This window comes from Streptomyces arenae (genome assembly GCF_022343545.1).
Taxonomy (GTDB): Bacteria; Actinomycetota; Actinomycetes; order Streptomycetales; family Streptomycetaceae; genus Streptomyces; species Streptomyces humi.
Genome location: NZ_JAKQYH010000077.1, coordinates 33,546 through 45,485 on the forward strand (window position 1 = coordinate 33,546; position 11,940 = coordinate 45,485).

At 70.9% G+C, this 11,940-nt stretch carries 9 protein-coding genes; 3 read left to right on the plus strand and 6 right to left on the minus strand.

Features of this window, described 5'->3' with window-relative positions:
* Positions 1–77 precede the first annotated feature (77 nt).
* From MB828_RS37475 to MB828_RS37490, 4 genes are all read right to left on the minus strand, one after another.
* A complete protein-coding gene (locus MB828_RS37475; protein ID WP_301652062.1) occupies positions 78–1,739 on the minus strand; it encodes a glycoside hydrolase family 13 protein in 1,662 nt (553 codons plus the stop codon).
* A gap of 189 nt (positions 1,740–1,928) precedes the next feature.
* Positions 1,929–2,837 carry a sugar ABC transporter permease gene (locus tag MB828_RS37480; protein ID WP_133022296.1) on the minus strand — a complete coding sequence of 303 codons (909 nt, stop codon included), beginning with the start codon at positions 2,835–2,837 and terminating at the stop codon, positions 1,929–1,931.
* Between the two features lie 13 nt (positions 2,838–2,850).
* Positions 2,851–3,855: a carbohydrate ABC transporter permease gene (locus MB828_RS37485; protein WP_301652063.1), complete on the minus strand. Its 1,005-nt coding sequence runs from the start codon at positions 3,853–3,855 to the stop codon at positions 2,851–2,853.
* Positions 3,856–3,965: 110 nt separating this feature from the next.
* A complete protein-coding gene (locus MB828_RS37490; protein ID WP_301652064.1) occupies positions 3,966–5,240 on the minus strand; it encodes an extracellular solute-binding protein in 1,275 nt (424 codons plus the stop codon).
* 383 nt (positions 5,241–5,623) lie between these two features.
* Between MB828_RS37490 and MB828_RS37495 the strand changes: the two genes are divergently transcribed.
* Both MB828_RS37495 and MB828_RS37500 read left to right on the plus strand, forming a co-directional pair.
* Entirely contained in the window at positions 5,624–6,661 is a 1,038-nt protein-coding gene (locus tag MB828_RS37495; protein WP_133022293.1) for a LacI family DNA-binding transcriptional regulator, read from the plus strand.
* Between the two features lie 107 nt (positions 6,662–6,768).
* Entirely contained in the window at positions 6,769–7,626 is an 858-nt protein-coding gene (locus tag MB828_RS37500) for a phosphatase PAP2 family protein (RefSeq protein ID WP_301652065.1), read from the plus strand.
* A 348-nt stretch (positions 7,627–7,974) separates the two neighbouring features.
* Here the strand turns inward: MB828_RS37500 and MB828_RS37505 are convergent, their stop codons facing one another.
* Positions 7,975–9,549: an amidohydrolase gene (locus MB828_RS37505; RefSeq protein ID WP_301652066.1), complete on the minus strand. Its 1,575-nt coding sequence runs from the start codon at positions 9,547–9,549 to the stop codon at positions 7,975–7,977.
* Between the two features lie 29 nt (positions 9,550–9,578).
* Positions 9,579–11,147 carry an APC family permease gene (locus MB828_RS37510; protein WP_301652067.1) on the minus strand — a complete coding sequence of 523 codons (1,569 nt, stop codon included), beginning with the start codon at positions 11,145–11,147 and terminating at the stop codon, positions 9,579–9,581.
* A gap of 179 nt (positions 11,148–11,326) precedes the next feature.
* Here MB828_RS37510 and MB828_RS37515 point away from each other — a divergent pair, with 179 nt between their 5' ends.
* Positions 11,327–11,938, plus strand: coding sequence for a TetR/AcrR family transcriptional regulator (locus MB828_RS37515; RefSeq protein ID WP_301652068.1), 612 nt, complete (start codon positions 11,327–11,329; stop codon positions 11,936–11,938).
* The last annotated feature ends 2 nt before the right edge of the window (positions 11,939–11,940 follow it).

An 11,940-nucleotide genomic window follows, 5' to 3' on the forward strand; every position in this document is an offset into this window, starting at 1 on the left:
AGATGTTAAAGGCCCGCCACCCAGTTGGGTAGCGGGCCCTGTGAAGTTGCCGCAATAAATTACTCTGTGACGGTCCGTCAGGCGGTCGTCCACCACACGGTCGTGTCGGCCGGCAGCTTCGCCTCGCCGTCCGCCTCCGTCAGCTCACCGCTGGCGAGCAGCACGCTGCCGTACGCCGGAGTGGTGACGGACTCCCCGGTCGTGTTCGCGACGCAGACGAACTCCCCGCGCCGGAAGGCGAGTACGCCCTCGGGTGCCCGCAGCCACTCCACCCCGTCGCCCGCACCCAGGTCGGGCTGGGCACGGCGGACGGCCAGCGCGGCGCGGTACAGCTCCAGCGTCGAACCGGCCACCCCCGTCTGCGCCTCCACACTCAGCTCGCCCCAGCTCGCGGGCTGCGGAAGCCAGCTGCCGCCCGGTCCGAAGCCGTACGACGACCCGTCCCGCGTCCACGGGATCGGCACCCGGCAGCCGTCCCGGAACCCGTCCTGGCCCGCGCCCCGGAAGTACGCGGGGTCCTGGCGCACCTCGTCGGGGAGGTCCACGACGTCCGGCAGGCCGAGCTCCTCGCCCTGGTAGACGTACGCCGAACCGGGCAGCGCGAGCATCAGCAGGGTGGCCGCCCGCGCCCGGCGCAGCCCCAGCTCCCGGTCACCGGCCAGCCGGATCTGGGTGCCCAGGCCCGGCGGGTTGGCGAAGCGGGTGGCGTGCCGGGTGACGTCGTGGTTGGAGAGCACCCAGGTGGCGGGAGCGCCGACCGGGCGCATCGCCTCCAGGGTGCGGTCGATGACCCCGCGGAGCTCGGCCGCGTCCCACTCCGTGCTCAGGTACTGGAAGTTGAAGGCCTGGTGGAGCTCGTCCGGACGGACGTAGTTGGCGGTGCGCTCGACGGTCGGGGTCCACGCCTCGGCAACGAAGATCCGCTCCCCCGCGTACTCGTCCAGAACGTGCCGCCACTGCCGGTAGACGTCGTGTACGCCGTCCTGGTCGAAGAACGGCATGACATCGTTGCCCAGCAGCTTGAGCTGGTCGGCGCCGCCGAGGTCCGGCAGCCCCTCCGCCTTCACCAGACCGTGGGCCACGTCGATCCGGAAACCGTCCACGCCCATGTCCAGCCAGAAGCGCAGGATGGAGCGGAACTCGTCGCCGACGGCGGGGTGTTCCCAGTTGAAGTCGGGCTGCTCGGGGGCGAAGAGGTGCAGGTACCACTCGCCGTCCGCGACCCGGGTCCACGCGGGGCCGCCGAAGATGGACTCCCAGTCGTTGGGCGGGAGTTCGCCGTTCTCGCCCTTGCCCGGGCGGAAGTGGTACCGGTCGCGCGACGGCGATCCCGGCCCCTCCGCCAGCGCCCGCTTGAACCACTCGTGCTGGTCGGACGAGTGGTTGGGCACCAGGTCGACGATGATCCGCAGGCCCAGCCCGTGGGCGTCCCGGATCAGCGCGTCCGCGTCCAGCAGGTTGCCGAACATCGGGTCCACGGCACGGTAGTCGGCGACGTCGTAACCTGCGTCGGCCTGCGGCGAGGCGTAGAACGGGCTGAGCCACACCGCGTCGACGCCGAGGTCACGCAGGTAGGGCAGTCTGGAACGTACGCCTTCCAGGTCCCCCATCCCGTCGCCGTTGCTGTCGGCGAAGCTGCGCGGGTAGACCTGGTAGATCACCGCGTCCCGCCACCAGTCGCTGCGCTTGGCTGCGGCGGGGTTCGGTGCCGGGGCGATGGCGGAGTGCTGCTGGCTCATGGCGTCCTTGGTACGTAAAGGGGCGATGGGATCAGGTGTGCGTACTGCGTATGACGGTGGTGACGAGGCGGCCGCGGTGTCAGCGGGGTCGGATGGACATCGCGGCCGCCCCGAGTTTCGGGTGCGGCGCCGTCGGGGCTGGTCGCGCAGTTCCCCGCGCCCCTTACGGGGCGCTCATGAACCGGCGTGCTACCCCTTGGTCCCGCCGGCGGTGAGTCCGGTCACCAGGTTCCGCTGCACGAGGTAGAAGAACACGGCCACCGGTATCGCGATCAGCACCGCCGTCGCGGTCATCAGGTTCCGCTGCGCGTCGTGCTCGCTGATGAAGCTCTGGAGCCCCACCGCGAACGTGTACTTGTCGTCGCTCAGCATGAACGTGGAGGCGAAGGCGACCTCGCCGAAGGCGGTGAGGAAGTTGTAGAACGCGGCGACCGCGAGGCCGGGCTTGGCCAGCGGCAGGATCAGCCGGGCGAAGGTGCCGAACGGGCTGAGCCCGTCGACCCGGCCGGCCTCGTCTATCTCGAAGGGGATCGTGTCGAAGTAGCCCTTGAGCAGCCACGCCGTGTAGGGGACGACAGTGGTGCAGTAGACGAGGATCAGGCCGAGGTAGCTGTCGATGAGGCCGAGGTTCGACAGGATCTGGTACATCGGCACGATCAGGACGGCGATCGGGAACATCTGGGTGACCAGCAGCAGCCACATGAACTTCCGGTAGCCGGGGAAGCGCATCCGGGAGACCGCGTAGCCGGTGGTCGAGGCGAGGATGAGCCCGATGACCGTGGTGCCGCCGACGACGATCATCGTCGTCCTGAACCAGTCCCAGAAGCCGGTGTGCTGGAGGACGAAGGAGTAGTTGCTCAGCGTCATCTTGTGCCAGATGCCGCTCGGGTGCAGGTAGTCGTCCTTGTCCGGGCCGAGGGACAGGAAGATCAGCCAGCCGACCGGGAAGAACGCGATCAGGCTCGCGACACCCAGCACGCCGTGGGTGACGGCGGTACCGAGCGGGCCGCGTTCGCCGCGGCCGCGGATGCGGCGGGTGCTGGTCACGGGGGTCTCCTCGGCGACCTGGGCGGAGGTCTCGACGGTGGTCGTACTCATGGGAACTCCTGCCTCAGATCGCGAGCTGCTGGTCGTTGCGGTTGAGCCAGCGGCGGTAGAAGGAGGTGAAGACGATCAGGACGGCCAGCAGCAGCATGCCGTAGGCGGCGGACTGGGCGAAGTCACGCGGCTGCTGTCCGAAGCCGAGGAAGTAGGCCCAGGTGACCAGGATCTGGGCGTCGGGCGCGGTGTTGCCGAACAGCAGGAAGATGACGGCGAACTGGTTGAACGTCCAGATGATGCCGAGCAGGACGACCGTGGAGCTGACGGACCTCAGGCCCGGCAGGGTGACGTACCGGAAGCGCTGCCAGGCGCTCGCGCCGTCCATCTCGGCGGCCTCGTACAGCGTGCCGTCGATGGCCTGGAGGCCGCCGAGCAGCGAGAGCATCATGAACGGCACGCCGCACCAGGTGTTGACGAGGATCGCCGCGGCCCGCTGCCAGAAGGTGTCCTCCAGCCAGTCAGGTTGCGGCAGATGGAGGAAGTGCAGGGCGCTGTTGATGATGCCGCCGTCGGCGAGCATGAACCGCCAGCCGAAGACGGTGACGAAGGTGGGGACCGCCCAGGGCAGCACCAGCACCATGCGGTAGAAGGTGCGGCCGCGGAACTTCTCGTTGAGCAGCAGGGCGAGGCCCAGGCCGATCGTGTAGTGCAGGGCGACGCAGAGCGCGGTCCACACGATCGTCCACAGGAAGTGGGACCAGAAGCGGTCGTAGGACGTCGGGCCGAACAGGATGTCCTTGTAGTTGTCCAGGCCGATGAACTTGTAGGTGGCGTCGATGTGGTTGATGCCGATGGTGCGGGCGGTGTTCAGGCTGTTGGCGTCCGTCAACGTCAGGTAGAAGCCGTACACCAACGGGTAGATGACGAGCGCCCCGAGCACGACGGCCACGGGGGCGATCATCGCGTAGGCGTACCAGTATTTCTGGTAGCCGTTCCTGATCCGCTGGCCCAGCCCGGGGCGGGGCGCGCGGTCACCGTGGCGTTTGCCGGTCGCGCGGTCGATGGCGACTGTCATGGTTCGACACCTTCTGGAAAATCCGGGATGGGCGGGCTGGGCGGCCTGGCACAGGCCGGCGGCCGCCGGAGCACTCCCCCTGAACAGGGCGCTCCGGCGGCCACGCGGGCCTACTTGCTGAAGTCGGGGACGAGCTTCTCGATCCCGAGTTCGGCGTTCCCCAGGCCCTTGTCCAGGGACTCCTTGCCACCGGCGACCTTGGTCAGCTCGGTGCCGACCGGACCCCACAGGGAGGAGTACTCGGCGAGCGCCGGGCGCGGCTGGGCGGAGGGGAGGACGGCCTGGTAGCCGGCGATGCCCGGGTCGGCCTTGACCGCGGCGGTGTAGGCGTCGGAGCGGGTCGGCAGGGTGGAGTTCTTCAGGGCGATCTCCGTCTGGGACTTCGCGGAGGTCATGAAGGCGACGAACTTCTCGGCGGCTTCCTGGTGGGCCTTGTCCGAGCCGGCGTAGACGGAGAGGTTGTGGCCGCCGGTCGGGGCGCCCGCCTTGCCGGTGGAGCCGGCCGGGACGGTGGCGATGCCGAGGTTGGACTTGTCGCCGAACGCGGAGCCCTTGTAGAAGTTCGTGATCTCCCAGGGGCCCTCGATGGTCATGGCGACCTTGCCGTTGACGAAGGCGTCCTGGCGGTGGGCGTAGGCGTCGGCGGTGGTGTCCGCCTTGTGCAGGCCCTTGCCGGAGTAGAGGTCCAGCCAGGTCTGGTAGCCCTTCTTGGCCGCCGCCGAGGTGATGGTGATCTTCTTGGCGGAGGCGTCGACCATGTCGGTGCCCTCGCCGTACAGGAAGGGCTGCGTGTAGTAGGCGGCCTCGGGGCCCCAGTAGCCGGTGGTCTTGGCCTTGTCCTGGATCTTGGCGGCGTCGGCCTTGACCTCGTCCCAGGTCTTGGGGGCGTCGGTGATGCCGGCCTTCTTCAGCAGCGCCTTGTTGTAGACGAGCGCGAGGGTGTCGGTGACCAGCGGCACGCCGTAGGTCTTGCCCTCGTACTGGGCCTGGGTGATCAGGCTGGACTGGAACTTGTCCTTGTCGGCGAGGGCGGCGGTGCCGTCGAGCGGCACGAAGTAGCCGGCCTTGGCGAAGGCGGGGGTCCAGCCGACCTCGGAGCGCAGCACGTCGGGGGCGCCCTTGCCGGACTGGGCGGCCGTGTCGAACTTGTTCTGCGCCTGGTCGAACTGGACGTTGACGTACTTGACCTTGATGTTCTTGTTGGCGGCCTCGAACTGCTTGATCAAGGCCTGGTACGTCGGTGCCTCATTGGTGGCGTTGGAGGTGTCCCACCAGGTGATGGTGACCGGGCCGTCCGACTTGCTGTCGTTTCCGCTCCCGCCGCACGCCGTCGCCGTGAGGGCGAGGGACGCCACCAGCGCGGAGGCCGCTATGCCACGCCGCATGAGTTCTCCTTGAGGGTTAAGCCCGTGTGATGCGGGGGCGGTCCCGTCCACCGTCCCGCTGTCGTGCCGACTGCGCCGTTGCTTCGGCGGCCGGGCGTCAGGGAACGTAACAGCGATGCAACCCTTGCGAAAGACCTTGCAGAAAAAAAGTGCAAGAGATCTCCGAAGTTATCCGGGCGTGACCTGTCGGCGACCGCCGTGAGACGCTTGTTTACGGCGGTGGAGCGGTACGGGGGCGACTTGTGCAAGACTCTGCAAGCTCTTGCCGTCACGTTTCATGAGGGAGTGCGATGACGCAGCAGCCCGCCCCGGGCCGCCCCCCAGGCCGCATCAGGCGCCCGATCGGTGTGCAAGGGGACATACGGCCGGTACAGTCCAGTGCCGTGACCACACGGCTTGCCGACATCGCAGCGCAGGCGGGGGTGAGCGAGGCGACGGTGAGCCGGGTCCTGAACGGGAAGCCGGGCGTCGCCGCCACCACCCGCCAGTCCGTGCTCGCCGCCCTGGACGTCCTCGGCTACGAGCGTCCGGTACGGCTGCGGCAGCGCAGCGAGGGGCTGGTGGGCCTCATCACCCCCGAGCTCGAGAACCCGATATTCCCGGCCCTGGCCCAGGTCATCGGACAGGCGCTGACCCGGCAGGGCTACACCCCCGTGCTCGCCACCCAGACCCCGGGCGGGTCCACGGAGGACGAGCTGACCGAGATGCTGGTGGACCGCGGGGTCGCCGGCATCATCTACGTCTCCGGGCTGCACGCGGACACCACGGCCGACATGCAGCGCTACGAGCGGCTGCGGGCGCAGGGCGTGCCGTACGTCCTGGTGGACGGTTTCTCGCCGAAGGTGCAGGCGCCGTTCATCTCCCCCGACGACCGGGCCGCGATGACGCTCGCCGTCACCCACCTCGTCTCCCTGGGCCACACCCGGATCGGCCTCGCCCTCGGGCCCAAGCGGTTCGTGCCCGTGCAGCGCAAGATCGAGGGCTTCGTGCGGGCGGTGCAGGACCAGCTGGGGCTGGGCGCGGAGACCGTCGAGACGGAGCTCGTGCAGCACTCGCTGTACACCCTGGAGGGCGGCCAGGCGGCCGCGACGGCGCTCATCGAGCGCGACTGCACGGCGATCGTCTGCGCCAGCGACATGATGGCCCTGGGCGCGATACGGGCGGTCCGGCAGCGCGGGCTCGACGTCCCACGGGACGTCTCCGTCGTCGGCTTCGACGACTCCCCGCTGATCGCGTTCACCGACCCGCCCCTCACCACCATCCGCAAGCCGGTCCCGGCGATGGGACAGGCGGCAGTGCGCACGCTGCTGGAGGAGATCGGCGGTACGCCCGCCCCGCACAGCGAGTTCGTCTTCATGCCGGAACTGGTGGTGCGCGGTTCCACGGCGTCGGCCCCCGGGGACCGCGTCGGCCGGGGCTGACCGCGGCCTGATACCACCGCAGTAGTCGTCACGCCGTAGAACATGCGTGGTCGGTCCAACCTTGGGATGATCTGTCGAAGACGTCTTTTCTGGCAGACTCTGTGCCTATGAGTGACTCGACCGTGACAGAGCCGGAAGGTCGCGAACAACAGACCCTTCCGCGGACCGTCACGGGCGAGAGAGGACAGGGATTCGTCAGCAGGCTGCGCACCCCGCGGCGGCCCCGGCTCTGGTTCGAGATCCTGCTGATCGCGGTGAGTTACTGGACCTACTCGCTGATCCGCAACGCGGTCCCCGAGCAGAAGGCGCAGGCGCTGCGCGACGCGGACTGGATCTGGCGGGCCGAGCGGCACCTGGGGATCGCCGTCGAGGAGTCGGTCAACCATGCCGTGAACTCGGTGACTTGGCTGATCATCGGCATGAACTACTACTACGCGACACTGCACTTCGTGGTGACGCTGGGTGTGCTGGTCTGGCTCTACCGCAGTCATCCCGGCCGCTACGCCGCGGCCCGCCTCGCCCTCTTCGCGACGACGGGCGTGGCCCTGCTCGGCTACTACCTGTTCCCGCTCGCCCCGCCCCGCCTGATGAACGGCGGCCGCTTCGTGGACACCGTGACGGTCCACCACACCTGGGGTTCGATGGCCTCGGGCGACCTGAAGCACATGTCGAACCAGTACGCCGCGATGCCGTCCATGCACATCGGCTGGTCCCTGTGGTGCGGCCTGACGGTCTTCGCCCTGGCCTCGGTCCCCTGGGTACGGCTCCTGGGCCTGCTGTACCCGGCGGCGACCCTGCTGGTGATCGTCTCCACGGCCAACCACTTCTGGCTGGACGCGGTGGGCGGAGCCCTCTGCCTGACCTTCGGCTTCACAGTGACCCGCCTCTGGTACGGCGCCCTCCCGTACACCCTGCCCCGCCAACCGACGGGCGTGAGCCTGCTACGGGGCCCTGCGGGCGGCTGAACCGACGCCCCCGGGAGCCCCGCCGGTTCAAGGACGACCTCGACTGCGACCGGCCGGCCCGCGGGCGACCGGCCGGCCCGGCACCGCCGCCCACCACCGCGGCGGCTGAGCACCGTCGCGGCGGACAAAAGAGAGCGGCCGGTTACAGAACAACCGCCAGTCCCTCCTTTCCCGCCGCGACGGCGCTCAGCCACGACGGGTGGGGCCGGCGGTGGCGAACCTCGCTCGGCCCCTGGCTCACGACGGCCGGCGGACCGGGCCGTCTGCCGGCTCCCCTTTCCCGCCGCGACGGTGCTCGGCCACGACGGGTGGGGTCGGCGGTGGCGAGCTCGCTCAGTTGTCGGCGGCTCACTCTCCCCGGTGCACCACGTGTCCTCCGGTCACCGTCAGGCGTATCGGGGCCTCGGGCAGTTCGTCCGTGGGGGCGGTGACCGGGTCCAGGGCGAGGGCCGTCAGGTCGGCGCGGTAGCCGACCGCTATGCGGCCCGCCCGTTCCGACTCCCCCGCCGCCCGCGCCGCGTGGCTCGTGCAGCCCTCCAGTGCCTCCAGGCCGGTCAGGCCCGCGCCCGCCGACGCCGCGCCCCTCGGTGCGCGGGCCGTCGCGAGGACGGCCCGGGCGTCGTAGTGGGCGATCGGCCAGTCCGAGCCGAGGGCGACCGTCGCGCCCGCGTCACGGAGGTCGCGCAGGCGCCACGCGTGGCCTGCGCGAGTCGTGCCCAGCCGGCGGGACCACTCGTCGGTGCCGTCCGCCCGCGTGTACGCGGTGTGCGGCGGCTGCATGGACGCGGCCACCCCAAGCTCCGCGAACCGGGGCAGCAGCGCGTCCGGCGCCGTCTCGATGTGCTCGATGCGGTGCCGGCCCGCCGCGCCCGCCCCCAGCTCCGCCACCACGTCCAGGACGTGCCGTACCGCCGCGTCCCCGATCGCGTGCGTGGCCGTGCGCACCCCGGCCGCGTGCAGCCGGCGTACGGCGGCAGCGTAGGCGTCCGGATCGGGCCAGAACGCCGCCGTCCCCTGCCCGTGGCAGTCCGCGTGCTCCAGCCAGGCGGTGCCCCCTTCGACCGTCCCGTCCATGAAGAACTTCACCCCGTCGACCGTCCAGTGCCGGCCGCCCCGCCCCTGGGCCGCGACCAGTTCCGCGAGCCCGGCGCCGTCGACCCCCGGCATGCACCAGGGCGCGAAGCGCAGCCGCAACGGCAGGACGGTCTCCTCGGCCACCGCCCCGACGAGTTCGGCGTCCCCCTCGTCCATGACGTGCGCCCCGGTCAGCCCGGTCGCGGCCATCGCCGCCAGCAGCTCCACGAGCCGCTTGCGGCGGGCCGCGTACGACGGGCGGGGCATCACGGACTCGACCAGTCGCATCGCCGCGTGCTCGACCAGATGCCCGGTCGGCCGGCCGTCGGCGTCGCACACCACCTCCGACCGCTGCTCGAAGACCCGCGCGCCCGTGACCCCGGCCGCGGCCAGCGCCGCCCCGGTGGCGAGGGCCGAGTGGCCGTCGTACAGGCGCAGGAAGGCGGGCGCGCCGCCGAGTACGTCCTCGACGAGCGCGCGGTCCACCGGTCGTCCCTCGAACGCGTTGTGGTCGAGGCCGTGGCCGATCACCCACCCGTCGACGCGGGCGGCCCCGGCGAGCGCCGCCCGCAGGGCCGCCAGGCCGGTCACCCCCGACAGGTCGGCGCCGGTCGCCATGTCCAGGCCCCACACCGGGTGGCTGTGCGCGTCGACCAGGCCGGGCACCAGGTGGGCACCGCGCAGGTCCACGACCTCGGTGCGGGGCCCTCGCCAGCCGGGTACGTCCCGTTCGTCGCCGACGGCGGCGATCAGCCCGTCGCGGACGGCGACGGCGGTGGCACGGGGGCGGGCCGGATCGAGGGTGCGGACCTCGGCACCGGTGAGGACCAGGTCGGGGGCGGCGGTCATCGCGGGGTGAACTCCTTTGTTCCGTACGGTTATTCGGTGACGCCGACAGAATCGGCGGGCTCGGCGGGCTCAGCGCGCTCCGTCGGCTCGGTCGGCTCCGTCGGCTCCGTCGGCTCCGTCGGCTCCGTCGGCTCCGTCGGCTCCGTCGGCTCCGTCGGCTCGGCGGCGAAGGCCGCGTACACGGCGGGACGTTCGCGGCGCAGCCACCACGCGAGGCCGAGACCCGCGACGAAGACGGCGGGCGCGATCAGGATCAGCAGGGTGTTGACCGTGGCCGACGCGCCGGTGAAGAGGTCGATGTGGGTGATGACGAGGCCTATGGCGGTGGCGAGCAGCACGGCGGCGACGGTCGGGGCGAGCACGGTCCGCACCGCGCCCTCCTCGTGCCGGACCCGGCGGAAGTAGCACGGCACCGCGATCGCGGCGAGCAGCTGGAGCGCGAACAGGCCGATCATCCCTGGGGTGTTGACCCACAGCAGCAGCTGGTCGTACGGGTCGGCGCCGGCCGCCCAGAAGCCGAGCACGACCACCAGGCCGACGACGGTCTGCGCGACCCCGGCCAGGTAGGGGGAGCGGTGCCTGGGGTGGATCCGGCCCAGCCGCCTCGGCAGCACGCCCTCCTCGGCGAGCGCGAGGGCGTACCGGTTGATCGCGTTGTGGAAGGCGAGGAGGGAGGCGATGATGCTGGTCACGATGAAGACGTGCATCAGGTCGGCCGCCCAGCCGCCGGCGTAGGTGGTGATGGCGGTGAAGAAGAGGCCGCCGGGGTCCTTGCCGGCGGCCGCGACGACGTCCCGGTCGCCGAAGGCCTGGATGATGATCCACACCATGAAGGCGTAGAAGAGGCCGAGGAAGGCGACGGCCACGTAGGTGGCGCGCGGGACCGTGCGCTCGGGGTCGCGGGCCTCGCGCCGGTAGATGACCGTCGACTCGAAGCCGGTGAAGGCGGCGAAGGCGAAGGCGAGGACGACGGCCGTACCGGAGACGAACACGTGGTGCGGGGCGAAGGAGGCGGCCGACAGCCCGTGCGCGCCGCCCTTGACCAGCACCCCTCCCGCGAGCAGGACCAGGATGCCGGTCTCGGCGACCAGCAGCACGCCGAGCAGCCTGGCGCCGAACTCGATGGAACGGTAGCCGCCGTACCCGATGAGCAGCAGCCCGGCGAGGGCGATCGGCAGCCAGGGGACGTCGATGCCGAAGAGAGCCTTCGCGGTGTCCCGGCCGGCGCTGCCGAGCAGGCCGTAGACGCCGATCTCCATGCCGTTGTAGCCGATCAGCGCGAGCAGGGCGGCACCGATGCCGACGGGGCGGCCGAGGCCGCGGGTGATGTACGCGTAGAACGCGCCGCCGCTCCTGACGTGCCGGCTCATGGTGGTGAAGCCGACGGCGAAGACGGCGAGGGTGATGCCCGCGATCAGGTAGCCGGCGGGGGCGCCGATGCCGCCGAGCAGGACGGCGAGCGGGGCGACGCCGGCCATCACGGTGAGCGGGGCGGCGGCGGAGATGACGAAGAAGGCGATGTCGGCGGTGCCGAGCGAGCCGGGGCGGAGGGTCGCCGTGGCGGGCGGCGCGTTCTCCTGGCGAGCGGTGACGGACATGGAGGGGGAGCCCTTCGAGCGCGACGGACGGGAGGGTTCCGGGCGTGCGGGGTGACCGGCGCTACCGGGGCAGGGGCTGCCCCGGACCCGTAAATCTAAAGCCTTTCGGTTTTGGCAATGTAGCCTCCTCCTGGACATCCGGGAAGACCCGTTTCACACCTTCGGGGGAGAACACGCCGATGGGACGGCCGCGCACCCCGCTCCTCGACCGGGAGCGGATCACCACGACCGCACTGCAACTCGTGGACGAGCAGGGCGACTTCAGCGTCCCGCAGATCGCGAAGCGGCTCGGCACGCAGACCGGCTCGCTGTACCACCATGTGGACGGCCGGGACGGCATCGTCGAACTGCTGCGGGAACGGGTCGCCTCGGTGATCGACCCGGCGACCCTCGACCTGACCCCCTGGGACACCGCGCTGGAGTCCTGGGCCCGCTCCTACCGGGCCGCGTTCGCCGCCCATCCGCGGGCGATCCCGCTCCTGATGACCTCACCGGTGCGGGCCCCCCGGGTCCTCGAACAGTACGAGCGCGCGGTCTCGGTGCTGCTGGCGGCGGGCTTCGCCGCGGCGGACGTGATGCCGCTGCTGATCGCCCTGGAGAACCTGGTCCTGGGCTCGGCGCTGGACCTGGCGGCCCCGGAGGCCATGTGGGAACTGACGGCCCAGACCCCCACCCCGCACCTGGCCGAGGCCCTGGCGGCGGTGGGCGACGGCCGCGCGGACCGAGCCTTCGAGGTGGGCCTGACAGGCCTCATGAACCACGCGAGAACGCTGCTGGAAGCGCCCCTCTAGGG

Bases quoted from the DNA above. Each gene is read 5' to 3' on its own strand.
- MB828_RS37475 (WP_301652062.1), bottom strand. From the start codon at position 1,739: ATGAGCCAGCAGCACTCCGCCATCGCCCCGGCACCGAACCCCGCCGCA.
- MB828_RS37480 (WP_133022296.1), bottom strand. From the start codon at position 2,837: ATGAGTACGACCACCGTCGAGACCTCCGCCCAGGTCGCCGAGGAGACC.
- MB828_RS37485 (WP_301652063.1), bottom strand. From the start codon at position 3,855: ATGACAGTCGCCATCGACCGCGCGACCGGCAAACGCCACGGTGACCGC.
- MB828_RS37490 (WP_301652064.1), bottom strand. From the start codon at position 5,240: ATGCGGCGTGGCATAGCGGCCTCCGCGCTGGTGGCGTCCCTCGCCCTC.
- MB828_RS37500 (WP_301652065.1), top strand. From the start codon at position 6,769: ATGAGTGACTCGACCGTGACAGAGCCGGAAGGTCGCGAACAACAGACC.
- MB828_RS37505 (WP_301652066.1), bottom strand. From the start codon at position 9,549: ATGACCGCCGCCCCCGACCTGGTCCTCACCGGTGCCGAGGTCCGCACC.
- MB828_RS37510 (WP_301652067.1), bottom strand. From the start codon at position 11,147: ATGTCCGTCACCGCTCGCCAGGAGAACGCGCCGCCCGCCACGGCGACC.
- MB828_RS37515 (WP_301652068.1), top strand. From the start codon at position 11,327: ATGGGACGGCCGCGCACCCCGCTCCTCGACCGGGAGCGGATCACCACG.